The sequence below is a fragment of the Shinella lacus genome, from assembly GCF_010994755.1.
Classification (GTDB): domain Bacteria; phylum Pseudomonadota; class Alphaproteobacteria; order Rhizobiales; family Rhizobiaceae; genus Shinella; species Shinella lacus.
In genome coordinates this window covers 42,461-69,393 of record NZ_WHSB02000017.1, presented here as the reverse complement: position 1 = coordinate 69,393, position 26,933 = coordinate 42,461, and the positions used below count along the sequence as shown (strand labels likewise).

Sequence of the window (26,933 nt, the reverse complement as noted above, 5' to 3'; positions counted from 1 at the left end):
GCGGGGCGCCTTTTCATTTCCCCGCCGGCGCCGGTCCCGTCGAGGCGCGCACGATCAAATCCGTTTTCCAGAGCTCCTGCTGCGGCAGGGTTTCGAGATCGAGGATGCTGGCGATCAGGCGGCGGGCGATGCGCTGGCCGGCGGCGCGCAGCGACGAGCGCGTCGTCGTCAGCGGCACCATGAAATTCTCCGGCTTCAGCATCGGCAGCACGTCGTCATGGGCGATGAGGGAGATGTCGACGCCGAGCTTCAGCCCCGCCTGGCTGATCGCCCGCACGGCGCCGAGCGCCAGCACGGTGCTGGAGCAGAGCACGGCGGTCGGCGGTGTTTCGAGGCGGAGGAAACGCTCCATGGCGCGAAAACCGTGTTCGTCCGTCATCTGCGAATGTTCCACGCAGTCGTCGCGCAACACCAGGCCGTATTCGGCGAGCGCGCGGACCGTGCCCTTCTTGCGGCGGATCGAATAGGCGAGATAGTCGGGACCGTTGAGCAGCGCGAAATGCCGGTGGCCGAGCTGCGCGAGCAGGCGCGCGGCATCGTAGAAGGCGCCGGTATTGTCGATGTCGAGGAAGGGGTAGTCGTTCGGCACGCCGATCGAGCGGCCATGCACGACGAAGGGCGTCTTCAGCGTCTTCATCATGGCGATGCGCGGGTCCTTCACGCGCATATAGGCGAGGAACAGCGCATCGACATTGCCGCTCGCCACCAGCCGCCGGCAGGTTGCGACCTCTTCGTCGGGGTGGCTGGGATTGATGACGAAATGAAAGTCGTGCTTGACCGCCTCGTCGCCGAGACCGGCGAGGAATTCGCCGAAATGCACGTCGGACTCGATGCCATCGGCGGTCGGCATGACGAGGCCGATCGAGCCCGCGCGGCCGGTTGCGAGGCGCTGGGCGGCCCGGTTCGGGCGATATCCCGTCTCCCGTACGGCATCGAGAACACGCTGGCGCGTCTCGGCATTGACCTCCGGATAGCCGTTCAGCGCTCTGCTCACGGTTGTCTGAGAGAGGCCCAGCAATTGCGATAACTGCTTGAGATTCACATGCTTAGCTTTCTTGAAATAATCGAAGCGCTTTGAATATTTGACTTTTCTGTCCCTGAATTTATCTCAAAGCGTTTTGGCATCTAACATCAGCAAATCAAACAGGAAAAGCTGTTTTGGCTATTTTGCGCCGCAAAACTACGCTGCACTGCGTTAGATACGGCGATTTCACGTTCAAATTGTTGAGGGGTACTTGACGAAGCTTGGGGGGAAATGGGATGAAAGGAAATCCAAAGCGCTTTGAATTTTGGGGTATTTTAGAAGATGCCTGCCCCGGGAGAGGGCGGGATTGCTATGGGAGGCAAATCTCGTGAAAAAGACGTTGCTGATGACGGCTGCGCTCGCGCTTTTTATGGCGGGCAGCGCCGCGGCCGAGCTGAAATTCAAGCCCGGCGAAGATTCCAAGTTCAACTGGCAGAGTTTTGAGGATTTCAAGAAGGGTCACGACCTCAAGGGCCAGACGCTGACCATCTTCGGCCCCTGGCGCGGTGAGGACGAGGCGCTCTTCAAGATCGTCTACGCCTATTTCACCGAGGCGACGGGCGTCGAGATCAAATATTCCTCTTCCGAAAACTACGAGCAGCAGATCGTCATCGACACCCAGGCCGGCAGCCCGCCAGATGTCGCCATCCTGCCGCAGCCGGGCCTCATTGCCGACCTCGCGTCCAAGGGCTACCTGAGCCCGCTCGGCGACGAGACCAAGCAATGGCTGCTCGACAATTACGCCGCCGGCCAGTCCTGGGTCGATCTTTCGACCTACAAGGGCAAGGACGGCAATGCCGCACTCTTCGCCTTCCCCTATAAGATCGACGTGAAGTCGCTCGTCTGGTACGTGCCGGAAAATTTTGAAGACGCCGGCTATGAAGTGCCGAAGACCATGGAAGACCTGAAGGCTCTGACCGAGCAGATCGTCGCCGACGGCGGCACGCCCTGGTGCATTGGCCTCGGTTCCGGCGGCGCCACCGGCTGGCCGGCGACCGACTGGGTCGAAGACCTGATGCTGCGCACCGCCTCGCCGGAAACCTACGACAAGTGGGTCACCAATCAGATCCCGTTCACCGATGCCGCCGTGGTCGGCGCGATCGACGAATTCGGCTGGTTCGCCAAGAACGACAAGTTCGTCGATGGCGGTGCGGCGGCGGTTGCCTCCACCGACTTCCGCGACAGCCCGAAGGGCCTCTTCGCCTCGCCGCCGAAGTGCTACCTGCACCACCAGGCGTCGTTCATCCCGTCCTTCTTCCCGGAGGGCACGGTCGTCGGCGAGGATGCGGACTTCTTCTACATGCCGCCCTATGCCAGCAAGCCGGAGCTCGGCAACCCGGTCCTCGGTGCGGGCACGCTCGCCATGATCACCAAGGACACGCCGCCCGCCCGCGCCTTCATCGAATTCCTGAAGACGCCGATCGCGCATGAGCTGTGGATGGCGCAGACGAGCTTCCTGACGCCCTACAAGAGCGCCAACAAGGAAGCCTATGCCAACGCGCCGATGAAGAAGCAGGGCGAAATCCTGCTCAACTCGACGACCTTCCGCTTCGACGGTTCAGACCTGATGCCCGGCAAGATCGGCGCGGGCGCGTTCTGGACCGGCATGGTCGATTTCGTCGGCGGCAAGTCCGCGGCCGATGTCGCCGACGGTGCCCAGAAGGCCTGGGACGCCATCAAATAACATCCCGGTGAACCGGCGGGCGGCCGCCCGCCGGTTTTCCCAAAGCATGCCGAAGTGCAGCCGGACCATGCGGGCGCTCCGCGTGAGCGCTCGACGTGACCGTAAAAATACATTGCGGGGAAGTTTCCAGGGGAGGGATCGCCATGCAGCAATTGTTATTCGCCATCTTCACGATGGTCGGGGGCGTTCTCGCCTGCGTCGTCTATTTCTTCGGAACGAACTTCCTGCTCGACAGGATCTTCCCCTCCAAGGGGCTGACGGGGGCGCAGGCCTCGAAGAACCTGCGCATCACCAATGCGATCCGGCCCTGGCTGTTCATGGCGCCGGCGCTCATCGCGCTGTCGGTCTACCTCGTCTATCCCGTCTTCGAATCCGTCCGGCTCGCCTTCCATGACCGCACCGGCCAGCAGTTCGTCGGCTTCAGCAATTTCGCCTGGATGATCAACGACGGCGAATTCCGCCAGTCGATCTTCAACAATTTCCTCTGGCTGCTCGTGGTGCCGGCGCTCGCCACCTTCTTCGGCCTGATCGTCGCCGCGCTGACCGACCGCATCTGGTGGGGCAACATCGCGAAAACGCTGATCTTCATGCCGATGGCGATCTCCTTCGTCGGCGCCGCCGTCATCTGGAAATTCGTCTACGACTACCGCGCGGAAGGCTCCGAACAGATCGGCATCCTCAATGCGATCGTCGTCGCCATGGGCGGCTCGCCGGAAGCCTGGATGACCATTCCCTTCTGGAACAACTTCTTCCTCATGGTCATCCTGATCTGGATCCAGACCGGTTTCGCCATGGTCATCCTCTCCGCCGCGCTACGCGGCATTCCCGAGGAAACCATCGAGGCGGCGGTCATCGACGGCGCGAACGGCTTCCAGATCTTCTTCAAGATCATGGTGCCGCAGATCTGGGGCACGATCGCGGTCGTCTGGACGACGATCACCATCCTGGTGCTGAAGGTCTTCGACATCGTGCTCGCCATGACGAACGGGCAATGGCAGACGCAGGTTCTGGCGAACCTGATGTTCGACTGGATGTTCCGCGGCGGCGGGGATTTCGGGCGCGGCGCGGCCATCGCCGTCGTCATCATGATCCTCGTCATCCCGATCATGATCTGGAACATCCGCAACGCCACCAAGGAAATGGAGGGCCACTGAGATGATCGCCACGTCCCGTTCGCCGCTCATTTTCGTCGTCCATCTCTCCGTCCTGCTGCTCGTCGCACTCTGGACGCTGCCGACCGCGGGCCTGTTGATCTCGTCGCTGCGTGACAAGGACCAGCTCGCCGTCTCCGGCTGGTGGACGGCGCTCTCCACCTCCTCGCAGAACCTGACCGGCCGTGCCGCAGCCCCGGAAGCGCAGGTCGAGCGTGACGGCAAGTTCGTCATTTCCGGCAACCTGCTGGAAGGCGACGACGCAAAGGTCTCCGCCTTCGGCTTCCGCCCCTTGCAGCCGACCGCCTTCGAGGCCGGCACTGCGGCCGATATCGGCGACGGCCAGACGCTGACCGTCAAGGAGGACGGCAGCTACGAGATCGTCTCGCCGACCCGCATGGAAGGCACGCGCGGCCAGCGCATCTTCTACACGGCAGCAGTGCCCTCGCGCTTCACGCTCGACAACTACCGCGAAGTGCTGAATGCCGAAGGCATCGGCGCCTCTTTCATCAACTCGCTGACGGTGGCGATCCCCGCCACCATCATCCCCATCCTCGTCGCCGCCTTCTGCGCCTATGCGCTCGCCTGGATGCCCTTTCCGGGCCGGGCAATCCTGATCGCCGTCATCGTCGGCCTGCTCGTCGTGCCGCTCCAGATGTCGCTGATCCCGCTGCTGCGGCTCTATAACGGCGTGGGCGCCTTCTTCGGCGTGCCGGCAAAAACCTATGTCGGCATCTGGCTCGCCCATATGGGCTTCGGCCTGCCGCTCGCGGTCTATCTGCTGCGCAACTACATGGCCGGCCTGCCGCGCGAGATCCTGGAATCCGCCCGCGTCGACGGCGCGTCCGACTTCGACATCTTCGTGAAGATCATCCTGCCGCTATCCTTCCCGGCACTTGCCTCCTTCGCCATCTTCCAGTTCCTGTGGACCTGGAACGACCTGCTCGTCGCCATGGTCTTCCTGGGTGCGGGCAATGAGGAACTGGTGCTGACGGGACGTCTCGTGAACCTGCTCGGCTCGCGTGGCGGCAACTGGGAAATCCTCACGGCCTCGGCCTTCATCACCATCATCGTGCCACTCGTCGTGTTCTTCAGCCTGCAGCGTTATCTCGTGCGCGGCCTGCTGGCGGGCTCGGTCAAGGGCGGCTGACAAAAGCAATTCCAGCAAAAGTGTTAAGCGGTTTTGCGTCCGCAATTGCGTGAGAAACAAGAAAAGTACAGGACTGACCAGAATGACGACGTCGAGTTCAACGCTTCTGACCCCGGACAAGGACTGGTGGCGTGGCGCGGTGATCTACCAGATCTATCCGCGCTCCTATCAGGACACCACTGGCGACGGGATCGGCGATATCAGGGGCATCACCGAGCGCCTCGCCCATGTCGCCTCCCTCGGGGCAGACGCGATCTGGGTCTCGCCCTTCTTCACCTCGCCGATGCGGGATTTCGGCTATGACGTTTCGGATTATCTCGACGTCGACCCGATCTTCGGCGTGCTCGCCGATTTCGACGCGCTGATCGCCGAGGCCCATCGCCTCAACATCCGTGTGATGATCGACCTCGTGCTTTCGCACACCTCTGACAAGCATCCCTGGTTCGTCGAAAGCCGTTCCCGGCGCACCAATCCGCGGGCGGACTGGTATGTCTGGGCGGATTCCAAGCCGGACGGCACGCCGCCCAACAATTGGCTGTCGATCTTCGGCGGCTCCGCCTGGCAGTGGGATCCGACGCGCCTGCAATATTACATGCACAACTTCCTGACCTCGCAGCCGGATCTCAACCTGCACAGCCCGGAAGTGCAGGACGCGCTGCTCTCGGTCGCCCGCTTCTGGCTGGAGCGCGGCGTCGATGGCTTCCGGCTCGACACGATCAACTTCTACTTCCACGACAAGGAACTGCGCGACAACCCGTCGCTCGCCCCCGAGCGCCGCAACGCCCAGACGGCGCCGGCCGTGAACCCCTACAATTACCAGGAACATCTCTACGACAAGAACCAGCCGGAGAACCTGGAGTTCCTGAAGCGCTTCCGCGCGGTCATGGAGGAGTTCCCTGCCATCGCCGCCGTCGGCGAGGTGGGCGACAGCCAGCGCGGCCTCGAAATCGCAGGCGAATATACGTCCGGCGGCGACAAGATGCACATGTGCTACGCCTTCGAATTCCTGGCACCCGAGCCGCTGACGCCGGCCTTCGTCGCCGAAACGCAGCGCGCGCTGGAAAAGGCGGCCCCCGAGGGCTGGGTCTGCTGGGCCTTCTCGAACCATGACGTGATGCGCCATATCAGCCGCTGGGGCAGCGCCGTCACCGATCACGACGCCCATGCCAAGCTTTTGGCGAGCTTGCTGATGTCGCTGCGCGGCTCGGTCTGCATCTATCAGGGCGAGGAGCTTGCCTTGCCGGAAGCCGATCTCGCCTATGAGGACTTGCAGGACCCCTACGGCATCCAGTTCTGGCCGGATTTCAAGGGCCGAGACGGTTGCCGCACGCCGATGGTCTGGGACAGCCGCGAGCAATCCGGCGGCTTCAGCCAGGGCAAGCCCTGGCTTCCGGTTCCGGAGGTGCATCTGGAGCGCGCGGTTAATGTGCAGGAGGGCGACGAGGCCTCGGTGCTCGCGCATTACCGCCGCTTCCTCGCCTTCCGCAAGGAGCACGTCGCGCTCGTAAAGGGCGAGATCGAGTTCCATTCGGCCGAAGGCGCGATCCTCTCCTTTGTGCGCACGCACGGCAACGAGAAGGTCTTCTGCGCCTTCAACATGAGCCCGGTCGCACGCCTCGCCGACCTGCCTTCCGGCACGCTGGACGTTCTGGAAGGCCACGGCTTCGACAGCATGATGCATGACGAAAACATCGAACTTCCGGCCTGGAGCGGGTTTTTCGCCCGCTTCGCGTAACGGACCAAAGGGGAGGTAGGAACATGACAGGGCTGGTTCTCAAGGATATCCGCAAGTCCTACGGCGCGGTGGACGTGATCCACGGCATCGATCTCGATATCAAGCAGGGCGAGTTCATCGTCTTCGTCGGCCCGTCCGGTTGCGGCAAGTCGACGTTGCTGCGCATGATCGCGGGTCTGGAGGAGATCAGCGGCGGCGAGATGATGATCGACGGCGAGCGCGTCAACGACGTGCCGCCCTCCAAGCGCGGCATCGCCATGGTGTTCCAGTCCTACGCGCTCTACCCCCACATGACCGTGTTCGACAACATGGCCTTCGGCATGCGCATTGCCGGCGAAAGCAAGGAGGAGATCGACCGGCGCGTGCGCGCGGCCGCCGATATCCTCCAGCTCACCAAATATCTCGACCGCCTGCCGAAGGCGCTCTCCGGCGGCCAGCGCCAGCGCGTCGCCATCGGCCGCGCCATCTGCCGCGACCCGAAGGTCTTCCTGTTTGACGAGCCGCTGTCGAACCTCGACGCCGCGCTGCGCGTCGCCACCCGCATCGAGATCGCCAAGCTTTCCGAGCAGATGGCCGACACGACGATGATCTACGTGACGCATGACCAGGTCGAGGCGATGACGCTCGCCGACCGCATCGTCGTGCTGTCGGCCGGCCATATCGAGCAGGTCGGTCCTCCGCTGGAACTCTACGAGCGCCCGGCAAACCTCTTCGTCGCCCGCTTCATCGGCTCGCCGGCCATGAACATCATCCCGGCGAAGATCACGTCTACCGGCGCCGCGACCGTGCTGGAACTGACCGGCGGACGCACCTCCGCCGTCGATATCGCGACGGCTTCATCCGAAGTCGGCAAGGCGGCAAGCTTCGGCGTGCGTCCGGAAGATCTCCAGATTTCCACAGGCGATGATTTCCTCTTCGAAGGCACGGTGGCGATCGTCGAGGCGCTCGGCGAGGTGACGCTGCTCTACATCGAGGGTCTCGTGCAGGGCGAGCCGATCATCGCCAAGATTCCGGGCATCCTCGCCGTCAAGCGCGGCGACCGGATCCGCTTCACGGCGGACAGGGCGAAGCTGCATCTTTTCGATACAGCCGGCAAAAGCTATCGCGCGCCCTGAAACCTGACACGAAACCGGCGGGGCGGCAGGATTTAGCCCTGCCGCTCAACCCGATGTTAAGCGTTGCTCCCCTAACTTTTCTCGAAAGCAGACAGTGCCAGGGGCAACAGGCAGATGAGTATCCGGGGATCCGAACCGCGTAACAACTATCTCAGCAAGGAAGAGTCCTTCATGTACGACCGGGAAAAAAGTTTCCCGATGGAGGACACCTGCAACGAGGCGCGCATCGAGTTCACCGAGAATGGCGGCCTCGTCAATCTCGTCTCGCGCCGGTGCCTGATCACCAAATTGTCGCGCAGCGGCGCCATCGTCACCATGACGACGAAGTTCCAGCTGCCGCGCAATTTCTACCTCGACATCGTCAGCGCCCGCCTGCCGATGATCGGCTGCCTCACGCAGCGCGTCTACACGAACGACGTCGTCGAAGCCCGCTTCCTGCGCATGCTCTCCGACAAGGACCTGCAACGCATCTTCGTCTATTCGACGCACCGCAACCACCAGGGCCGCACGCTGGATATCTATAGCTGATATCTGTGTAGCGGTTCCAGGTAAGCAACAAAAACCCGCCTGCGTGTCTCACAGGCGGGCTTGATGCGCTTACGTTAAGCAGTTTTTCTAGTAAACGTAACGGCCGTTGTTGGATTTGCGATAGATGTTGCGCGAAGCACGATCCTGCATGCGCTCGATCCGTCGGCGCTCCGACTGGGTTACATAGCCGTCCCGCGTGGCGCGGCGTTGTGCTCGGTCGATCCGATTCTGCTGCCGCTGGATGTTGCGATACTCACGCGCGGTAATTTCACCCTGTGTGACACCGCGTAAAATGCGGTGGTCCTGGCGATGTTCGCGGGCTTCACTGCGATAGGTCTGCGCAAGGCCGGGCACTGTCGATGCCATAACAATGGCCACAGCGGCGATTATCATCTTCTTCATGAAATGCTCCTTTCACCAATCGCTTTTCGTTCCGCAGGGAAACGATCAACCATCAATAAAAGTTGCATTCACGACGTTCTGGAGCAAATCGGGAACGCCTCCGATCTCAAGCGAACAACACGCTCGCCCCGTGGTCCGCCGGTCCCGCGATCGCGCGGAAGGGCGCGAAAAGTTCGCGGCCCATGCCGAATTCGTTGCCGGAGAGATCGGCCGTCGCCTGCGGGCGGGCGGCGAACTCGGCGGCATCCACCAGAACCTCGATCGTGCCGTGAGCGGCATCCAGCCGGATGATATCGCCGGTGCGGATGCGGCCGATCGGGCCGTTGTCGACCGCTTCCGGCGTCACATGGATGGCGGCCGGCACCTTGCCGGAGGCGCCGGACATGCGGCCGTCGGTGAGGAGGGCGACGCGCTGGCCGCGGTCCTGAAGAATGCCGAGCACGGTGGTCAGCTTGTGCAGTTCCGGCATGCCGTTGGCCTTCGGTCCCTGGAAGCGCACGACGGCGATGAAGTCGCCCGTCAGTTCGCCGGCCTTGAAGGCGACGTTGAGTTCCTGCTGGTCGTGGAACACTTTTGCCGGCGCCTCGATGACATGGCGCTCCGGCTTCACCGCCGAAATCTTGATGACCGCGCTGCCGATATTCCCGGTCAGCATTTTCAGGCCGCCCGTCGCCTGGAACGGCGTCTCGATATTCGCGAGGATCTTCGGGTCGTGGCTGACCTTCGGCGCCGGTTCGCGCAGCACCGTGCCGGTCTCGCTGAGCTTCGGATCGATCGTATAGGCTTGCAGGCCCTGGCCGAAGACCGTGCGCACGTCATCGTGCAGCATGCCGTGCTTCAGGAGCTCCTGGATGAGGAAGCCCATGCCGCCGGCCGCGTGGAAATGGTTCACGTCCGAAAGGCCATTCGGATAGACGCGGGCAAGCAGCGGCACCGTGTCGGACAGCTCGGAAATATCCTTCCAGGTGAGCAGGATGCCCGCGGCGCGCGCCATGGCGAGCAGATGCAACGTGTGGTTGGTCGAGCCGCCGGTGGCATGCAGGCCGACCACGCCGTTGACGATCGAGCGTTCGTCGATCATCTCGCCGGCCGGGGTGAACTCGTTGCCCTGCGCGGTGATGGCAAGCGCACGTTTGGTGGCTTCCTTGGTCAGCGCGTCGCGCAGCGGCGTGCCGGGATTGATGAAGGAGGCGCCGGGCATGTGGAAGCCCATGATCTCCATCAGCATCTGGTTGGAATTGGCGGTGCCGTAGAAGGTACAGGTGCCGGGGCCGTGATAGGACTTGGACTCGGCTTCCAACAGCTCCGCCCGGCCGGCCTTGCCCTCGGCATAGAGCTGGCGCACGCGGGCCTTCTCGTCGTTCGGCAGGCCCGTGGTCATTGGGCCGGCCGGAATGAAGATGGCGGGCAGGTGGCCGAAGGTCAGGGCCGCGATCGTCAGGCCGGGCACGATCTTGTCGCAGACGCCGAGATAGACAACGGAATCGAACATGTTGTGCGACAGCCCGATGCCGGCCGACATGGCGATGAGGTCGCGCGAGAACAGCGAGAGCTCCATGCCCGGCTGGCCCTGGGTGACGCCGTCGCACATGGCGGGCACGCCGCCGGCAACCTGCGCCACGCCGCCGGCTTCGCGCGCGGCCTCGCGGATCAGCGCCGGATAGGTCTCGAACGGCTGGTGGGCCGAGAGCATGTCGTTGTAGGAGGTAATGATGCCGAGGTTCGGGACGCGGTCGCCGGCGAGCGCGTCCTTCTCGGCGGGGGAACAGACGGCAAAGCCATGCGCGAGGTTGCCGCAGGACAGCACGGCGCGGTGCACGCCCTGCGAGGCGGCGGCGCGCACGCGGTCGAGATAGGGCTGGCGGTACGGCTTCGAGCGTTCGACGATGCGGGCGGTGATGGCTTCAATGCGTTTGTCGGCGGACATGGGAGCTATCCTGACTGTTCTCGATTGCATTTTCGCGCGGCAAAGCGAGCGGGGGCGCTGCGCAGTCCGCTAATCATCGGCGTCTTGCGCCGGGTGGAGCCGGGGTTAGCCGGCAGGGTGCCTCAAGGCGCCCAGTAGATGTCGACCGGGGTCGCTGCACGCCGGAGCACGGCGCGGATCGGCATGTCGGTTTCCGGGCCGTCGCCTTCGGCAGCGGCCAGAACGTCCTTCTTGCCCTGGCCCTCGATATGCAGCACCAGAAGGCGAGCATCCTGAAGGCTGGCGAAGGTGAAGGTGAGGCGGGGTTCGCCGGCACCTTCTGCCTCCATGGTGATGATGCCGCGCGGGGTCTCCGGCGAGATCGCCTCGGCAAGGCGGCTGCCGCCCGGGAAGAACGAGGCCGTGTGGCCGTCCGCGCCCATGCCGAGGATGACGACGTCGAAGGGATGGCCGAGCGCCGCGGCATCCGCCGTGACGATCTCCGCCGCCGCTTCCGCGCTGCCGGCGTCCCGGTAGAGCGGCAGGAACTGCGCCGCCTTCGCCTTGCCCTGAAGCAGGTTGTCGGCGACGAGCAGGTGGTTCGAGCGCGGGTTGTCGGCGCGCACGAAGCGCTCGTCGACGAGCGTGATCGTCACCTTTGCCCAGTCGATGTCGCGGCTCGACAGGGCCTTGAAGAAGGCTTTCGGCGTCGAGCCGCCGGAGACCGCGATGCTGGCGCGGCCCCGGGAAGTGACAGCCTCGGCCAGCGCACCGGAAACCCGGTCCGCAAGCCCTTCCGCCAAGGCGGTGCCGTCGGAAAATTCATGCACTGTCGCGCTCATCAGGCTTCCTTACGATTCATGCCAGGTGCGGCCGTCGCGCTCGATGAGGGCGATGGCCTGGCTCGGGCCCCAGGTGCCGGCCGTGTAGCCCTGCACCTGCTGGCCGGTCGCTTCCCAGGCCTTCAGGATCGGGTCCACCCAGCGCCATGCGGCCTCGACTTCGTCGCGGCGCATGAAGAGCGTCTGGTTGTTGCGCACGACATCGAGCAGCAGGCGCTCATAGGCATCCGCATTGCGGGCGTCGAAGGCTTCGGCAAAGCTCATGTCGAGCGAGACGTTGCGCAGCCGCATGCCGCCCGGACCGGGGTCCTTGATCATCAGCGACTGCTTGACGCCTTCGTCCGGCTGCAGGCGGATGATGAGCTGGTTGGCTTCGATGCGGCCGGCCGTGGGGTCGAAGATCGAATGGGGGATCGGCTTGAAGGTGATGACGATTTCCGACATGCGCGCGGCAAGCCGCTTGCCGGTGCGGATGTAGAAGGGCACGCCCGCCCAGCGCCAGTTGCCGATCTCCGCCTTGATGCCGACGAAGGTCTCCGTCTTGGAAACGCCGCCTTCGAGCTCTTCGAGATAGCCCTTGACCGGGCCGCCGGCGGAAGCACCCGCGCGGTACTGGCCACGCACCGTCAGCCGCTCGACATTGTACTGGTCGATCGGCTTCAGCGCGCGAAGCACCTTCAGCTTCTCGTCGCGCACGGCTTCCGCATCCATGGAGGAGGGCACTTCCATCGCCACAAGGCAGAGCAGCTGGAGGATGTGGTTCTGCACCATGTCGCGCAGCGCGCCGGCCTTGTCGTAGTAGCCGGCGCGGCTTTCGAGGCCGACGGCTTCCGCGACCGTGATCTGCACATGGTCGATATGGGCGGAGTTCCACAACGGCTCGTAGAGCGCGTTGGCAAAGCGCAGCGCCATCAGGTTCTGCACCGTCTCCTTGCCGAGATAGTGGTCGATACGGAAGATCTGCTCTTCGCGGAAAACCTTGCCGATCGTGTTGTTGAGCTCGTTGGCGGACGCGAGGTCACGGCCGATCGGCTTTTCCACGACGATGCGGGTCTGCTTGGTGATCAGCTTGTGGTCACGGATCTTTTCCGAAATGTCGCCGAAGATCGCCGGTGCCACGGCGAGATAGAAGGCGCGCACGCGATCCTTGCCCTCGTCGAGAAGCTCCTTCAGCTTGTCCCAGCCGCCGTCCGACTTGGCGTCGACGGCGACGTAGAACAGCCGGTCGCAGAAGGTCTTGACTTCCGTCTCGTCGAATTCGCCCTGCTTCAGGTGTTCCTTCAGCGCGGCGACGGCGAACTTGCGGTATTCCTCGTGCGTATAGGCGGTTCGCGACGCGCCGATGATGCGCGTCGGGTCGGAGAGCTGGCCGGCGAGCTGCCGGTGGTAGAGGGCCGGAAGGAGCTTGCGCTCAGCAAGGTCGCCGGTTCCGCCGAAGACGACATAGTCGAAGGGCTCAACGGGAATGATCTGGCTGCTCATCGGATTTCTCGATCTCGTTCTGTTGCCGGGTGTTATAATCTAATCGATTTAAAAACGCCAGAGTGCAACGCAACAAAAACGACGGTTCCGACTCGATCAGAGCTTGTCGCGCAGCGCGTACCACGTCATGGCGAGGAACAGAAGCGGCGAACGGAACCGGGGACCGCCGGGGAAGGCCGGGATTTTCAGCGCCTTCAGCTGGTCGAGTTCCGCACTGCCGCCGGTCACGTCCTCCGCATAAAGCTTGCCACAGTAGTTTGACAGCATGACGCCATGGCCGGAATAACCGCCGATCGTCGTGATGCCGGGCAGGACCTCGCGCACATAGGGCTTGCGCGGCATGGTGATGCCGACCGAGCCGCCCCAGGCATGGGTGAGCTCGATACCCTTCAGCTCGGGATAGACCTCTTCGATCTGCCGGCGGATGGGCGGGGTCATGTCTGCGGGATTGTCCGACGTGTAGGCCTCGCGCCCGCCGAAAAGCAGGCGGCCATCGCGGGTCTTGCGGAAGTAGCGCACCACGAAGCGCGTATCGGCAATCGATTCGCCGCCGGGAATGATCGCGGGGAACTTGTCGAGCGGCACCGTCGCGCCGATGAAGGAGCGGATCGGCATGACATGCGAGGCCGTCTTCGCTTCGAGATTACCGATATAGGCGTTGCAGGCGATCAGCGCCTTGTCGGCGCGGATCGTGCCCCTGGCCGTCGTGATCACCGCCTTGCCGCCCGTCCGCTCGATCTTCAGGGCAGGCGTCTTTTCATGCAGGCCCGCACCGGCAGCCTGCGCCGCCCGCGCGATGCCGACAAGCAGCTTCATCGGGTGGATATGGCCGGTGCCGGTGTCGCGCATGCCGAAGAGGAACCGCTTGGAACCGACGCTCTCCTCGGTCTGCGCCCTGTCGAGGTAGCTCAGATGCGGATAGCCGAAACGGGTCGCAGCGATCTCGATGTGATCGCGAAACTCCTTCTCATAGCTTGCCTTGTGGCTCACGTTCAGCTGGCCCGGGACATAGTCGATGTCGAGGTTCTGGCTGGCGGCGAAATCGTGGATGTGCCGCTTGGCATTCTCCGCAAGGTCGAACAGCGCCTTGGCGCGCTCGAAACCGATTTCGGCCTCAAGCGTCTCCGCGTCCGTGCGCTGGCCGGTGCCGAGCTGGCCGCCATTGCGGCCGGAGGCGCCGTCGCCGAAGCGGTGCGCTTCGATGAGCACGACGCGGACGCCCGTCTTCGCGAGATTGTAGGCGGCCTGGAGGCCGGTGAAGCCGCCGCCGACGATGGCGACATCGGCCTCGACGGAACCGTCGAGGGGCGCATATTCGGGGCGGTCTCCGACGCTCGCCTCATACCAGGAGACGCCGGGGGAAATCGGGCTTTGCCAGGGCATTGCACACTCTCATGTTCAAGAGGATGCGGCGGCGCGCCGGGGCGCCGGCCGCTCTCAGGATCTGATCTCGTCGGGCGGCCCGGACCGCCGGGGCCGCTCAGACGTTGAGCAGCAGGAACTCGCGTTCCCAGGGGCTGATCACCTGCATGAAGGTCTCGAACTCGCCACGCTTCACGCCGGCATAGAGGCCGATGAATTCCGCGCTGAGCACGTCGGCAAGCGCCGAGTCCGATTCGAGCAGCGACACGGCCTCAAGCAGGCCGCGCGGCAGGTCGATCGATCCTTCGTTGGCGGTGTCGCCCGTCGGTTCGCTCGGTTCGATCTCGTTCATGATGCCGAGCAGGCCGCAGCCGAGCGAGGCCGCCAGCGCCAGGTACGGATTGGCGTCCGATCCCGGCAGGCGGTTCTCGACGCGCCGTGCGGCGGCATCCGAAACCGGCACGCGGAACGCCGTCGTGCGGTTGTCGTAGCCCCAGGCATTGTTGACCGGTGCCGACATTTCGGGGGTCAGGCGCCGGTAGGAATTCACATAGGGCGCCATCATCACCAGCGTCTTCGGCACATAGGTCTGCATGCCGCCGATGAAGTGGAAGAACTCCTTCGAGGCCGATCCGTCTGGATTGGAGAAGACGTTCTTGCCGGTCGCGATCTCCACCACCGACTGGTGGATATGCATGGCCGAGCCCGCCTGGCCCTGCATGGGCTTGGCCATGAAGGTGGCGTAGATGCCGTGTTTCAGCGCCGCCTCGCGGATCGTGCGCTTGAACAGGAACACCTGGTCGGCAAGTTCGATCGGGTCGCCGTGGCGCAGGTTGATTTCGAGCTGGGCCGGACCTTCCTCGTGGATCAGGGTATCGATCTCCAGACCCTGCTTTTCGGAGAAGTGGTAGATGTCGTCGATCAGTTCGTCGAACTCGTTGATGCCGGCGATCGAATAGCCCTGGCCGCCCAGAATGGCGCGGCCGGAGCGACCCTTCGGCGGGTGCAGCGGATAGTCCGGGTCCTCGTTCATCGCGACGAGATAGAACTCGATTTCCGGCGCGACGACGGGCCGCCAGCCGCGGTCGCTATACATCTTCACGACGTTCTTGAGCACGTTGCGCGGCGTATAGGGCACGTTCTCGCCGGTCGAGCCGACGATGTCGCAGATGACCTGCGCGGTCGGGTCGCTTTCCCACGGCACGACGGAGAGCGTGGACAGATCCGGCAGCAGCTTCAGGTCGCTGTCGCGCGGCTCGTAGCGGAAATTGCCGGTCTCTTCCGGATAGTCACCGGAAATTGTGTGGCGATAGAGCGCCGAGGGCAGCGCCAGCGAGGTGTTCGAGGTGAATTTCGAGGACGGCATCATCTTGCCGCGCGGCACGCCTGCGAGGTCCGGCGTGATGCATTCGATATCCTCGATGCCACGGGCCCTCAGCCAGTCTGCGGCGTCCTTCCAGGTCTTTACCCCACGTGGCACGCTGATGGCGGGAGGGATTTTAGTAGAGCGTGCGGCTTTCTCGATGGTGGGGGTAACGACTTTTTTTTTGGACGGCATGACACACCGGGGTTGTTGACGATGGCGCATCATAGCCGGTGTTTGGCCCTTTACTAGCTCCCCCCGGGGGGTAGAAATCGCGAATCTTTGCGGAAAATCTGTTTTATCGCAGCGATTGACTTTCGGACTGGATGGCCGAAAGGAGAACGCGAACGGGGATATTATACGTGGCAGAGCGGCGGGACGTCGTCATCATCGGAGCGGGCGCGGCAGGTTTGATGTGCGCCATCGAAGCGGGCAAACGCGGGCGCCGCGTGCTCGTGCTCGACCATGCCCGCGCACCCGGCGAAAAGATCCGCATCTCCGGCGGCGGGCGCTGCAACTTCACCAATATCCACGCCGGTCCGAAGAATTTCCTCTCGGCCAATCCGCATTTCTGCAAGTCGGCGCTCGCCCGCTACACCCCGCGCGATTTCCTCGATCTCGTCGAGCGCCACCGCATCGCCTGGCACGAGAAGACGCTCGGCCAGCTCTTCTGCGACAACTCGGCGAAGGACATCATCGCGATGCTGCTCGCCGAGATGAAGGCGGCCGGTGCCGAGCTGCGGCTCTCGACGTCCATCAGCGCCGTCGAGCACGACGGCTCATCCTTCCGCATCGTCACGGAGAACGGCACCGTCGAGGCCGCCTCGCTGGTGATGGCTTCCGGCGGCAAGTCGATCCCCAAGATGGGCGCGACGGGTTTTGCCTACCGCATCGCCGAGCAATTCGGCCTGCCGCAGGTGGAAACCCGCGCCGGCCTCGTGCCGCTGACGCTGGACCCAGCGACGCTTGCCGCCCATGAGGGCCTGCCCGGCGTCGCGGTGGACGTCATCGCCCGCCACGGCAAGACGGAGTTTTCCGAAGCCGCTCTCTTCACCCATCGGGGCTTAAGCGGCCCCGCCATCCTGCAAATCTCGTCCTACTGGCGGGAGGGCGAGGAGATCGCGCTCCACATCCGCCCGGATGTCGATTTCGCCGCGGTGCTCGCCGCCGCCCGACGCGAAAACGGGCGGCAGGCGGTGCAGACCGTGCTTTCCGACCATATGCCGAAGAAGCTCGCACAGCTTGTCGTCACCGAACTCGGCATCGATGGCCCGCTCGCCGAACAGCCGGCGCGGCGCACCGATGCGCTGGTGCAGAAACTCAAGGACTGGCGCTTCCGCCCGCCGGGCTCCGAAGGCTATCGCACGGCGGAAGTCACGCTCGGCGGCGTCGACACGGCGGCACTCGATTCCCGCAGCATGGCGGCAAAGGCGGTGCCGGGCCTCTATTTCATCGGCGAGGCGGTGGATGTCACCGGCTGGCTCGGCGGCTATAATTTCCAGTGGGCCTGGGCGTCCGGCCATGCGGCCGGCCAGGACGCCTGATCGCCAGGACTGCTAGGCGGCGTTTACCGTCCTTTAAGACCTCGCGGCGGATGCTCCAAGGATGTCGGCAATTCCGCGCGGCCTTCGCGTGGAGACAACATGATGTGGGCCGGCTGGCCGGATCATCCGGGTGCCCGTAGTATCTCGTAACGGAGTATCGCCGCATGCCTGCAAAAAGCCGCCCCGCCCGCGCCATCGCCATTGCTGCTGCCGAGGAAAGCCGCCGCCGCCTCGTCGCGATCGGTATCAATTGCGCGCTCGCCGCCATCCTTGTCGCCGGCCTTGCCATCGCCGCCCTTTGAGCCGTCATAAATCGGTTTAAAAAGTGATGGAATTTTAAAGTTTGCCGTCGATGATTTCCGGATAGGGTTCCGGAAGCCGCGTCCCATGACGGATGCAACGCGGCTGGCAATGAGTGCTCCCCGGATCAGCGGCATTGCGGCCGCATGAAAGTCGGTAATCCGGCGGTCCGAATCCTTGGGAGGCTCTTTAAGAGCAGGGGTGGGACACGCCGACAACGGATGTTCCGCCATGTTCATTGATAAGATCCTCGCGCGTTTCAAGATCCAGACCAAGGTTCTGGTCTTCATTCTGCCCTTCGTGCTCAGCATCTGCGCCGTGGGCTTTACCGGGCTTTACGCCTCGGGCCTCCTGCAAGGCAGGATGGAGATTTCCAACAGCGTCCTCCAGTCGCTGAGCGGCTTCAAGGATGTCTATGCCGGTATGAACCGGTTCCTGCAGAACACCAGCGAGGAAAGCCGCGACGCCGTGAACGAGCGCCTGAAGGCGCAGGTGGCGCTTCTGCGGGTGACGATGGATGGCCTGACGCCGGACGTCGACGCCTCCAAGCTCCTCGAAGCCCAGAAGCAGACCAAGGATATCGAAGCGCGCATGGAAGGGCTCTGGCTGCTCTATGTCCGCGAGGCGAAGCTACATGAAGCGATGGGCAAGAACCTCAATTATCTTGCAGCCGAGCAGGGCAAGATCCTGGAAGAGGCGACCAAGCTCCAGCGCACGGTGCGCCAGAACGAGAACACCGCCAAGAGCATGCTGCGCGAGGCCGACCGCCTGACGAATGCCAGCAAGTTCTTCGCCGATTTCCTCTCCGATTTCACCAAGGCAGCCACGCCGGACGACAAGCTGAAGCTCGTCAAGGAACGCTATCCCTCCATCTCGAAGACCGACCGTTCCATCTCGATGATCCTGCCAAAGAGCCAGAAGGTCGTCTCCACGACCATCCGCAACACGGTGGATGAACTCGGCGGTTTCCTTTCCTCGACCGAACCGGCGGATGTCACCGTTCCGGAAATCGCGCGCCGCATCAACCGCTTCCGCCAGGTCGCCATCCAGCTTCAGGGCGCTGCGGGCGAGAAAATGCGCGAGGCGACCCGCATCTTCGGCGAACTCGACGAGCCGATCATCAAATCCGAAGCCATCCTTTCGGCCACCCGCAAGCTGGTCAATTCGATCTATGACATCGAAATCATCGCCGCCCGCTTCCTCGGCCAGACATCGGTTGAAAATCGCACCAAGCTGCTCAGCAATCTCTCGCTTCTGCGCAGCGACATGAGCGGCCTGCGCGGCAGCGCCAGCGGCCTTGCCTTCTTCGACACGGTCGATGAAACGCTGGCGCCGGTGCTTGAGCGCATGGATGCGGACAGCGCGACGCTCGTGACGATCAGCACGCAGCGCGCCGCCGACTTCGACGCGGCCGGCCAGTCCATCGACACGATCTGGAATCTCTTGAGCCAGTTCGCCGAAGAGCAGAAGACCAGCGCCGGCAGCGAGCGCGAAAAGGCAAACCAGGTCTCGGTCCTGGCAACCGTCGCCGGTGTCGCGATCGCGGTGCTTGCCGGCATCGCGCTGGTTCTGACGCTGAAGGGACCGATCGGCCAGATCACCGGCGCCATGCGCCGCCTTGCCGATGGCTTCCTGGATACCGGCATCTCCGGTGAGGGCCGCCGCGACGAAATCGGCGACATGGCCCGCGCGCTCGGCGTCTTCAAGCAGAACGCGCTGTCAAAGATCCGCATCGAGGCGGAAAGCGAGGAGCAGCGCAGCGCCGCGGAAGCCGAACGCGCCCGCAACGATGCTGAAAAGCAGGCCTTCGACCGGCAAATCGACTTCGCCGTCAACGCGCTTGCCGCCGGCCTCGGCCGCCTGGCACAGGGCGACCTGTCGCGCCAGATCGACACGCCGTTCTCCGGCCGCCTCGAACAGCTTCGGCAGGATTTCAACATCTCGCTCGTGCGCCTTCAGGATACGCTCGGCCAGATCCGCAACAATGCGCTGTCGATCCAGCGCAGCGGCGCGGACATGCTGAGCTCCGGCGATGCGCTTGCCAAGCGCACCGAGGCGCAGGCCTCGTCGCTGGAGGAAACCGCCGCCGCCGTCGAGCAGATCACCGTGACCGTGCGCTCCTCCGCCGAGCGGGCGCATGAGGCGAATGTCGTCGTCGGCGCCACCAAGCGCAGCGCCGACAGCTCCGCCTCCGTCGTCAGCAATGCGATCGCCGCGATGGGCCGCATCGAGGGCGCCTCACGCCAGATCGAGCAGATCATCGAGGTGATCGACGACATCGCCTTCCAGACCAACCTCCTGGCGCTCAACGCCGGCATCGAGGCCGCCCGCGCCGGCGAAGCCGGCAAGGGTTTTGCCGTCGTCGCGCAGGAGGTTCGCGAGCTTGCCCAGCGTTCCGCCAGCGCTGCCCGCGAGATCAAGGGCCTCATCGAGAAATCGACGAGCGAGGTCAGCGCGGGATCGCACCTCGTGCAGGAGACGGGTTCGGTGCTGGCCTCGATCAGCCAGCAGATCGTTACCGTCAGCCACCATGTGGAGATGATGGCGACCGCCAGCCGCGACCAGGCGGCAGCGCTGCAGGAGGTCAACGGCTCCGTCAACCAGATGGACCAGATGACCCAGCAGAACGCCTCGATGGTGGACCTGACGACCGCCGCCAGCCGCAAGCTTGCCAGCGAGGCAGACACGCTGATGATGCTGGTCGAGCAGTTCCGCCTGGAAGAGGACCGCGACGGCCAGGGCCTTTATCGCGCGGCGTAGAACGGACCGCCGTTAACCAAGAAAAGGCCTGGATTTCCAGGCCTTTTTGCTTGAAAAACCCCTGTTTCTTATGGGTTATTGCAGCGAATTTTCAGCTTTTCTTATATATTTGATTCTTATCATTTGCGGACAAGAGGAGTCCGCTATGATCAGGATTTTCAGATCTTCCGTCGCCTATCAGTATGCGGCGATGACCTTTGCCTTCATCTTCCTCAGCGCCGCGGTGATCGTTGGTGTGATGCACTACAACCTGCGCAGCTATGTGCTGGAGGACGCGGCCAACGATGCGCGGGATGCCACGCGCGCCATGGCCGTTCTCTACGGTGCGGCGATCGAAGACGCCTCCGTTGCGTTGAAGGATGGCGGGCTCACGGCGATCCACAGCGAGGCGATGCCGGAGCTTGCCAACCACGATCTCGTCGACCGCACGGCCAGCTCGATTGCCGGCGTCGCGACGGTTTTCGCCAAGCAGGGCGCCGACTATGTGCGCATCTCGACGAATGTGAAGAAGGAGGACGGGTCGCGGGCCGTCGGCACGAAACTGGCGCCCGAGCATCCGGCACAGGCGGTTCTTGCCAATGGCGAGCCCTATTTCGGGCCGGCCCAGCTCTTCGGCCGCGACTTCATGACCGGTTATTTCCCGGTCAAGAACGCCGCCGGCGCCAATGTCGGCATCCTTTTCATCGGTATCCCGATGGAGATCTACTTCCAGAAGATCCATGACCTTCAGGTCCGCGCGATCCTTGCCGGCGTGCTTTCGATGCTGGTCTTCGGCGCGCTCGCTTATTTCGCCGTCAGGCGGGCGACGCGGCCGCTGCGCGCGCTGATCGGCGCCGTCGGGGGCATTGCCGAAGGGCGTCTCGACACGGACATTCCGAGCCGCGACAAGGCGAACGAATTCGGGCAGATCGCCCGTGCGCTCGAAGTGTTCCGCGAGAATGCCCAGCGCAAGATCGAGATGGAGGGCATCGCGCAGCGCCAGGACGAACAGGCAGCGGCGGAGCGCGAACTCAGCGACGCGGAAAAGCGCGAAACCGACCGGCAGATCGATTTTGCCGTCAGCGAGCTCGCCGCCGGCCTCGGACGCCTTGCGCGGGGCGATCTCTCGCAGGCAATCGACACGCCGTTCTCCGGCCGCCTGGAACAGCTCCGGCAGGATTTCAACGGCTCGCTCGCGCGGCTCCAGGATACGCTGGGCAGCATTCGCAGCAATGCCGAGGCGATCCAGTCGAGCGGCACGCAGATGCGCCATTCCGCCGACGACCTGTCGCGCCGCACGGAAGCGCAGGCCGCTTCGCTGGAGGAGACGGCCGCCGCGGTCGACGAGATCACCGTCACGGTGCGCTCGTCTGCCGAGCGCGCCCAGGAGGCGAACACCAAGGTCGCCGAAACCAAGGCGAGCGCCGACAATTCCAGCGCGGTCGTCACCAGCGCCATCGAGGCGATGGGGCGGATCGAGGAGGCCTCGCGCCAGATCGAGCAGATCATCGAGGTGATCGACGACATCGCCTTCCAGACCAACCTGCTTGCGCTCAATGCCGGCATCGAGGCCGCGCGTGCCGGCGAGGCGGGCAAGGGCTTCGCGGTGGTGGCGCAGGAAGTGCGCGAGCTGGCCCAGCGTTCAGCGGAGGCCGCCAAGGAAATCAAGGGCCTGATCGACAAGTCGACGCAGGAGGTCAGCACCGGTTCGCGCCTCGTGCAGCAGACGGGGGCGGTGCTCGCCTCCATCAGCCAGCAGATCGTCGTCATCAGCGATCATGTGGCGATGATCGCGACCGCCAGCCGCGACCAGTCGGCCGCGTTGCAGGAGGTGAACGGGTCCGTCAACCAGATGGACCAGATGACCCAGCAGAATGCCTCGATGGTGGAACTGACGACGGGCGCCAGCCGCCACCTTGCGGGACAGGCCGACGAACTGATGGCGCTCATCGCCCAGTTCCGCTTCGAGAGGGAGCGGGAAGCCCAGGCCATGCGCTCTTCGCGCGCGGCCTGATAAGCACTGCATACCTGTTGCAGAAAGGTCCGGTCATGCCGGGCCTTTCGTGTTTCGGAGAGGACGCAGGCGGCGCCACAGCCGCAGCAGGCCGGCACGGAGCGGCGCGGTTTCGCGCAGATGGTCGAATTCGTGTCTGCGGCGGCCGCTCTGCTTCTGTGAAAGTTCGAAGAGGATCGCGAGTCCGTACATATCCTGCACGTCTGTCTCCGTTTTGAAGGCAACAACCGGCCGTGGCGCCGGGAGGGGCGCGCCGTGGCGGTGACTGGGTAGGCGGCGCTGTCTGCGCCGTGTTTGACGAGGGGAAATTACCCTTCAAATCCGCATTCACGAACAGCGGAAATTGCACTATGTTTTTCATCCATGAAAGACATGTCCTGGGAATCCTACCGCATCTTCCTCGAAGTCGCCCGGCAGGGCGGGCTCACCGGCGCATCGCAGGTCTCGGGTTTGAGCCCCGCCACGGTCGGCCGGCGCGTGCTGCAGGTGGAGGAGGCGATGGGTCGCCCGCTGTTCCTGCGCAGCCAGACCGGCTACCGGTTGACCAGCGAGGGCCAGGCGCTGTTCGAGCAGTTGCAGGGCATGGAGGCGATCGCCCGCGGTGTGGAAAGCTGGCGGCAGGAGGGGCAGGGGACGAGCACCGTGCGGCTGATGGCCGGCACCTGGGTAACGTGGCTCGTCTGCGAGAATTTTTCCGCAATCTGCACCGAGCGCGATCCCTTCCGCCTCGACCTGTCCATCTCGGAGCGCCGGGCGACGCTCACCCACCGCGAGGTGGATGTCGGCATCCGGGCTGTCGAGCCGACGGAGCCGAGCCTGATCAGCCGGCATGCCGGCGAGGTGGCCTATGCGGCCTATCGCCGGAAGAATTCCGGGGAGGCGCTTGCCGGCCGCTGGCTGGCGGTGTCGCAGGAGGATGCGGTCTCCGCCTATCTGCGCTGGCCGCATGAGCGGGAGGCAGACACTATTGCCGTCATCGTCAGCCGGCCGCGCTCATTGCTCGATATCGTGCGCGCCGGGGCGGGGCAGGCGGTGCTACCTTGCTTCGTCGGCGATCTCGACCCGGCGCTGGAGCGGGCAGGCGAAGAAATCCGCGCGCTGCGGCACCACCAATGGGTCGTCACCAACAGCGAGGATCGGCACCGGCGCGATATCCGCGCGGTCTCCGACCGGCTGTTCCGTCTGCTCCGGAGCCACGCCGATCTCTTCGCCGGCAAGCGGCCGAGCCGCACGTAAAAAGGTCCCCGGCGCAGGGAGCACCGGGGACCTTGTTTCGACTGGATGTCTTGCCTGTCAGCCGCGACCCTGCGTCACGATGACCGGGATCAGCAGGTCGCCCCAGTTGCCCTCTCCGCCGTGGTGGCGGGCGGAGCGGACAAGCTCGACCGACACCCCCGCCTCGACCGCCTTCATGACGGACTGGTTGAGGCGGTGCAGGTCGTTGGCGACCATGCGGATCATGGCCTGCTGGTCGGGGGACATGGCGGAGGCCTGTTCTTCCGCACGTTCCTTGACTCTGGTCTGGACTGCCATGGCATTTCTCCTCTTTTTTGAGCATTTGCAGGCAGGTGGTACACCTGCCGTCGCAGGAATGCGGGCTCTATGGGGGTTCTTGAAGGGTTGACGGGTCGGGTTATTCGGCGGCCGGGCGGAACTGCTCGTGCTCGGTCGATTCGTGCATGGCGGTTGTCGAGGACTGGCCGCCGGTGATGGCCATCGACACGGCATCGAAGTAACCGGTGCCGACTTCGCGCTGGTGCTTGGTCGCGGTGTAGCCGTTGATCTCGGCGGCGAATTCCGCTTCCTGGAGTTCCGAATAGGCCGCCATCTGGCGATCCTTGTAGCCGCGGGCCAGTTCAAACATACCGTAGTTCAGCTGGTGGAAGCCGGCGAGCGTAATGAACTGGAACTTGTAGCCCATCGCACCCAGCTCGCGCTGGAACTTGGCGATCGTTGCGTCGTCCAGGTTCTTCTTCCAGTTGAACGAGGGCGAGCAATTGTAGGCGAGCAGCTTGCCCGGATGGGCCTTGTGCACGGCGTCCGCAAACTTGCGGGCCTGTTCGAGGTCCGGCTTGCCGGTTTCCATCCAGATCAGGTCGCAATGCGGCGCATAGGCGATGGCGCGGGCAATGCAGGGCTCGATGCCGTTCTTGACCTGGTAGAAACCCTCGACCGTGCGGCCCTTGTCCCGGTCGACGAAGGGCTGGTCGCGCTCGTCGATATCGGAGGTCAGAAGCTTGGCGGCCTCGGCGTCGGTGCGGGCGACGACCAGCGTCGAGGTGCCCATGACGTCGGCGGCAAGACGGGCTGCGTCGAGGTTGCGGATGTGGGCTGCGGTCGGGATCAGGACCTTGCCGCCGAGATGGCCGCACTTCTTTTCCGACGCGAGCTGGTCCTCGAAGTGAACGCCAGCGACGCCAGCCTCGATGAAGGCCTTCATGATCTCGAAGGCGTTGAGCGGGCCGCCGAAACCGGCTTCCGCGTCGGCGACGATCGGGGCGAACCAGGTGTCGACCGAAAGGCCGTTGCCTTCCGCGGTCTCGATCTGGTCGGCGCGCTGCAGCGTGCGGTTGATGCGCTTGGCCAGTTCCGGTGCGGCATTTGCCGGGTAGAGCGACTGGTCGGGATACATGGCGGACGCGGTGTTGGCGTCGGCGGCAACCTGCCAGCCGGACAGGTAGATCGCCTTCAGGCCGGCGCGGACCATCTGCATGGCCTGGTTGCCCGAGAGCGCGCCGAGCGCGTTGACGAAATCTTCCTCATGGATGAGCTTCCAGAGACGGTTCGCACCGTTTTCGGCGAGCGTATGGCGGATCTGGACCGAGCCGCGCAGCTTCTCGACCGTCTCGGCCGTATAGGGGCGCTCGATGCCGTCGAATCGGCCTTTTGGCGCGCTCGGGACGAGATTGTAAAAATCGGTCATAGTATCCTCCAATGCGATGTCTCGGGATCGGGCTTGGCTCTCTTTGTCGCCCGATTTCATGTGACAGTATTTACATCGCAGCGCACAATAGGGCGAGAGAAAACCGGAAAATCAGCGGCGCAATCGGGTAACGATGTCTTGCCTTTGACAAAGGGCGTCTGTAAAAAAGTAAAGATTGTAAATTTCCAACGGCGCCCAACCGTGTAAAGGATGTGACATATGGCGGAGAACAAGATCTTTGCCGGCCCGAAAGTCCGGCGCATCCGCAACACGCTGGGCCTCACCCAGACCGCGATGGCCGAGGGCCTGTCGATCTCGCCCTCCTACCTCAACCTCATCGAGCGCAACCAGCGCCCTTTGACGGTGCAGCTCCTGCTGCGCCTCGCCTCCGTCTATAAGGTGGACCTCGACGAGCTTCAGGGCGAAAGCGCCGGCAATGCGCGCCAGCTGCGCGAGGTCTTCGCCGATCCGCTGCTCGCCGGCGAATTGCCGGGCGACCATGAACTGGTCGAGATTGCCGATGCCGCGCCGAACGTGGCGAGCGGTATCCTGAAACTCTACCGCGCCTATCGCGAACAGGCCGCCCGCCTCACCGATCTCGCCGACCTGCTCGCCCGCGAAGGCCATGCGACCACACTCTCCGGCGCGCTGCTGCCGATGGACGAGGTGCGTGACAAGCTGGAGAACCGCCCGAACTATTTTGGCGCGATCGACGAGGCGGCGGAGCGGTTTCATGCGGCGCTTGCGCCCGGCGACGATCTGGTAGCGGCGCTGAAGGGGTGGCTGCGCAAGGAGCACGGCGTCGTCGTGCGCCTGCTGCCTGTGCACACCATGCCGAACCTGCGGCGCCGCTTCGACCGGCATTCCATGCGCCTCTTCCTGTCGGAGCGCCTGTCGCCCTTCGACCAGATGCGCGAGATCGCCATGGAGACGGTGCAATTGGCGCTTCAGGACGAGATTTTTGCCGAACTCGACCAACTCGCCCTGTCGAATGCCGAGGCCAAGCGCATCGCCCGCTTCGAACTGGCGCGCTACGCGGCGCATGCGCTGATGATGCCCTACGAGGCCTTTCACGCGACGGCGCAGCGCGCGCGCTACGATGTCGATATCCTGCGCTCGCGCTTCGGCGTCTCCTACGAGCAGGCGGCCAACCGGCTCACCATGCTGCAAAGGCCGGGCAAGCCGGGCGTGCCTTTCTTCATGCTGGAGATCGACAATGCCGGCCACCGCTTCCGCCGGGCGGGCGCGTCAGGCTTTCCGCAGGCGCGCTTCGGCGGCGGCTGTCCCAAGCTCGGCGTGCATTCTGCCTTCTCCCAGCCGGGGCAGATCCTCGTCGATCGCGTCGAGATGCCGGACGGCGCCGCCTTCCTGACGGTCTCGCGAACGCTCGAAGGCCCGCAGGGCGCCTTTGCGGAGCGCGTGCGCCGCACGGCACTGCTCATCGGCTGCGATGCGGCGCATGCGGAAGAGACGGTCTATGCCGAAGCGGTGCGCAGGGACGGCACGGTTGCGGTCGGCACGGCCTGTCGGTTGTGCGAGCGGCAGGGCTGTCTTGCGCGCGCCGAACCGCCCGTCACGCGCCCCCTCGGGCTTGACGAAATGGTTGCGGGATTGAGCCTTTTCGACTTCCAGTGAATTTTCGCTTGATTTCCGCCGCGGATAGGGCTTC

General features: G+C 64.1%; 21 protein-coding genes. 12 read left to right on the top strand and 9 right to left on the bottom strand.

From position 1 onward, the window contains the following. Positions 1-13: 13 nt before the first annotated feature. The gene (locus GB927_RS29040) at positions 14-1,042 is read right to left on the bottom strand and encodes a substrate-binding domain-containing protein (RefSeq protein ID WP_256120708.1); all 1,029 of its coding nucleotides are present in this window, start codon (positions 1,040-1,042) and stop codon (positions 14-16) included. 328 nt (positions 1,043-1,370) lie between these two features. On the opposite strand from GB927_RS29040, the gene GB927_RS29035 reads away from it, so the two are divergent. From GB927_RS29035 to GB927_RS29010, 6 genes are all read left to right on the top strand, one after another. Next, positions 1,371-2,708: an ABC transporter substrate-binding protein gene (locus tag GB927_RS29035; RefSeq protein WP_305112863.1), complete on the top strand. Its 1,338-nt coding sequence runs from the start codon at positions 1,371-1,373 to the stop codon at positions 2,706-2,708. Between the two features lie 143 nt (positions 2,709-2,851). Then, positions 2,852-3,862 (top strand): carbohydrate ABC transporter permease, encoded by a 1,011-nt coding sequence (locus GB927_RS29030; protein ID WP_256120706.1) that lies wholly within the window; start codon positions 2,852-2,854, stop codon positions 3,860-3,862. 1 nt (position 3,863) lies between these two features. Beyond that, positions 3,864-5,009, top strand: coding sequence for a carbohydrate ABC transporter permease (locus GB927_RS29025; RefSeq protein ID WP_256120705.1), 1,146 nt, complete (start codon positions 3,864-3,866; stop codon positions 5,007-5,009). Between the two features lie 82 nt (positions 5,010-5,091). Further along, positions 5,092-6,744 carry a beta-galactosidase BglA gene (gene bglA, locus GB927_RS29020; RefSeq protein WP_256120704.1) on the top strand — a complete coding sequence of 551 codons (1,653 nt, stop codon included), beginning with the start codon at positions 5,092-5,094 and terminating at the stop codon, positions 6,742-6,744. Between the two features lie 23 nt (positions 6,745-6,767). After that, a complete protein-coding gene (locus GB927_RS29015; protein WP_256120703.1) occupies positions 6,768-7,859 on the top strand; it encodes an ABC transporter ATP-binding protein in 1,092 nt (363 codons plus the stop codon). Between the two features lie 114 nt (positions 7,860-7,973). Beyond that, positions 7,974-8,387, top strand: coding sequence for a hypothetical protein (locus GB927_RS29010; RefSeq protein ID WP_256120702.1), 414 nt, complete (start codon positions 7,974-7,976; stop codon positions 8,385-8,387). 87 nt (positions 8,388-8,474) lie between these two features. Here the strand turns inward: GB927_RS29010 and GB927_RS29005 are convergent, their stop codons facing one another. The 6 genes from GB927_RS29005 to GB927_RS28980 all read right to left on the bottom strand — a co-directional run bounded on the left by GB927_RS29005 (position 8,475) and on the right by GB927_RS28980 (position 15,939). Further along, the gene (locus GB927_RS29005; RefSeq protein WP_256120701.1) at positions 8,475-8,789 is read right to left on the bottom strand and encodes a hypothetical protein; all 315 of its coding nucleotides are present in this window, start codon (positions 8,787-8,789) and stop codon (positions 8,475-8,477) included. Between the two features lie 106 nt (positions 8,790-8,895). Further along, on the bottom strand, positions 8,896-10,716 hold the full coding sequence (gene edd, locus GB927_RS29000) for a phosphogluconate dehydratase (protein ID WP_256120700.1): 1,821 nt from the start codon (positions 10,714-10,716) through the stop codon (positions 8,896-8,898). 122 nt (positions 10,717-10,838) lie between these two features. Further along, positions 10,839-11,537 carry a 6-phosphogluconolactonase gene (gene pgl / locus GB927_RS28995; RefSeq protein ID WP_256120699.1) on the bottom strand — a complete coding sequence of 233 codons (699 nt, stop codon included), beginning with the start codon at positions 11,535-11,537 and terminating at the stop codon, positions 10,839-10,841. Positions 11,538-11,546: 9 nt separating this feature from the next. Continuing rightward, positions 11,547-13,019 carry a glucose-6-phosphate dehydrogenase gene (zwf, locus tag GB927_RS28990; protein ID WP_256120698.1) on the bottom strand — a complete coding sequence of 491 codons (1,473 nt, stop codon included), beginning with the start codon at positions 13,017-13,019 and terminating at the stop codon, positions 11,547-11,549. A 96-nt stretch (positions 13,020-13,115) separates the two neighbouring features. Next, a complete protein-coding gene (locus tag GB927_RS28985; RefSeq protein WP_256120697.1) occupies positions 13,116-14,402 on the bottom strand; it encodes an NAD(P)/FAD-dependent oxidoreductase in 1,287 nt (428 codons plus the stop codon). Between the two features lie 97 nt (positions 14,403-14,499). Beyond that, positions 14,500-15,939, bottom strand: coding sequence for a glutamine synthetase family protein (locus GB927_RS28980; RefSeq protein WP_256120696.1), 1,440 nt, complete (start codon positions 15,937-15,939; stop codon positions 14,500-14,502). Positions 15,940-16,106: 167 nt separating this feature from the next. Between GB927_RS28980 and GB927_RS28975 the strand changes: the two genes are divergently transcribed. The 5 genes from GB927_RS28975 (at position 16,107) to GB927_RS28955 (ending at position 23,577) form a co-directional block, all read left to right on the top strand. Then, a complete protein-coding gene (locus GB927_RS28975; protein ID WP_256120695.1) occupies positions 16,107-17,288 on the top strand; it encodes a BaiN/RdsA family NAD(P)/FAD-dependent oxidoreductase in 1,182 nt (393 codons plus the stop codon). A 164-nt stretch (positions 17,289-17,452) separates the two neighbouring features. After that, entirely contained in the window at positions 17,453-17,590 is a 138-nt protein-coding gene (locus GB927_RS28970) for a hypothetical protein (protein WP_256120694.1), read from the top strand. 229 nt (positions 17,591-17,819) lie between these two features. Next, entirely contained in the window at positions 17,820-20,348 is a 2,529-nt protein-coding gene (locus tag GB927_RS28965) for a methyl-accepting chemotaxis protein (RefSeq protein ID WP_256120693.1), read from the top strand. 145 nt (positions 20,349-20,493) lie between these two features. Continuing rightward, positions 20,494-22,341 (top strand): methyl-accepting chemotaxis protein, encoded by a 1,848-nt coding sequence (locus tag GB927_RS28960; RefSeq protein ID WP_256120692.1) that lies wholly within the window; start codon positions 20,494-20,496, stop codon positions 22,339-22,341. 363 nt (positions 22,342-22,704) lie between these two features. Next, the gene (locus GB927_RS28955) at positions 22,705-23,577 is read left to right on the top strand and encodes a LysR family transcriptional regulator (RefSeq protein ID WP_256120691.1); all 873 of its coding nucleotides are present in this window, start codon (positions 22,705-22,707) and stop codon (positions 23,575-23,577) included. Between the two features lie 57 nt (positions 23,578-23,634). Here the strand turns inward: GB927_RS28955 and GB927_RS28950 are convergent, their stop codons facing one another. Beyond that, the gene (locus GB927_RS28950) at positions 23,635-23,874 is read right to left on the bottom strand and encodes an SMc00767 family acetate metabolism repressor (RefSeq protein WP_256120690.1); all 240 of its coding nucleotides are present in this window, start codon (positions 23,872-23,874) and stop codon (positions 23,635-23,637) included. Positions 23,875-23,974: 100 nt separating this feature from the next. Then, complete coding sequence (gene aceA, locus GB927_RS28945) at positions 23,975-25,264, bottom strand: isocitrate lyase (RefSeq protein WP_256120689.1); 1,290 nt, start codon at positions 25,262-25,264, stop codon at positions 23,975-23,977. Positions 25,265-25,483: 219 nt separating this feature from the next. On the opposite strand from aceA, the gene GB927_RS28940 reads away from it, so the two are divergent. Next, complete coding sequence (locus GB927_RS28940; protein ID WP_256120688.1) at positions 25,484-26,899, top strand: helix-turn-helix domain-containing protein; 1,416 nt, start codon at positions 25,484-25,486, stop codon at positions 26,897-26,899. Positions 26,900-26,933 lie beyond the last annotated feature (34 nt).

Bases quoted from the DNA above. Each gene is read 5' to 3' on its own strand.
- GB927_RS29035 (WP_305112863.1), top strand. From the start codon at position 1,371: ATGACGGCTGCGCTCGCGCTTTTTATGGCGGGCAGCGCCGCGGCCGAG.
- GB927_RS29030 (WP_256120706.1), top strand. From the start codon at position 2,852: ATGCAGCAATTGTTATTCGCCATCTTCACGATGGTCGGGGGCGTTCTC.
- GB927_RS29025 (WP_256120705.1), top strand. From the start codon at position 3,864: ATGATCGCCACGTCCCGTTCGCCGCTCATTTTCGTCGTCCATCTCTCC.
- bglA (WP_256120704.1), top strand. From the start codon at position 5,092: ATGACGACGTCGAGTTCAACGCTTCTGACCCCGGACAAGGACTGGTGG.
- GB927_RS29015 (WP_256120703.1), top strand. From the start codon at position 6,768: ATGACAGGGCTGGTTCTCAAGGATATCCGCAAGTCCTACGGCGCGGTG.
- GB927_RS29010 (WP_256120702.1), top strand. From the start codon at position 7,974: ATGAGTATCCGGGGATCCGAACCGCGTAACAACTATCTCAGCAAGGAA.
- GB927_RS29005 (WP_256120701.1), bottom strand. From the start codon at position 8,789: ATGAAGAAGATGATAATCGCCGCTGTGGCCATTGTTATGGCATCGACA.
- edd (WP_256120700.1), bottom strand. From the start codon at position 10,716: ATGTCCGCCGACAAACGCATTGAAGCCATCACCGCCCGCATCGTCGAA.
- pgl (WP_256120699.1), bottom strand. From the start codon at position 11,537: ATGAGCGCGACAGTGCATGAATTTTCCGACGGCACCGCCTTGGCGGAA.
- zwf (WP_256120698.1), bottom strand. From the start codon at position 13,019: ATGAGCAGCCAGATCATTCCCGTTGAGCCCTTCGACTATGTCGTCTTC.
- GB927_RS28985 (WP_256120697.1), bottom strand. From the start codon at position 14,402: ATGCCCTGGCAAAGCCCGATTTCCCCCGGCGTCTCCTGGTATGAGGCG.
- GB927_RS28980 (WP_256120696.1), bottom strand. From the start codon at position 15,939: ATGCCGTCCAAAAAAAAAGTCGTTACCCCCACCATCGAGAAAGCCGCA.
- GB927_RS28970 (WP_256120694.1), top strand. From the start codon at position 17,453: ATGCCTGCAAAAAGCCGCCCCGCCCGCGCCATCGCCATTGCTGCTGCC.
- GB927_RS28965 (WP_256120693.1), top strand. From the start codon at position 17,820: ATGTTCATTGATAAGATCCTCGCGCGTTTCAAGATCCAGACCAAGGTT.
- GB927_RS28960 (WP_256120692.1), top strand. From the start codon at position 20,494: ATGATCAGGATTTTCAGATCTTCCGTCGCCTATCAGTATGCGGCGATG.
- GB927_RS28955 (WP_256120691.1), top strand. From the start codon at position 22,705: ATGAAAGACATGTCCTGGGAATCCTACCGCATCTTCCTCGAAGTCGCC.
- GB927_RS28950 (WP_256120690.1), bottom strand. From the start codon at position 23,874: ATGGCAGTCCAGACCAGAGTCAAGGAACGTGCGGAAGAACAGGCCTCC.
- aceA (WP_256120689.1), bottom strand. From the start codon at position 25,264: ATGACCGATTTTTACAATCTCGTCCCGAGCGCGCCAAAAGGCCGATTC.
- GB927_RS28940 (WP_256120688.1), top strand. From the start codon at position 25,484: ATGGCGGAGAACAAGATCTTTGCCGGCCCGAAAGTCCGGCGCATCCGC.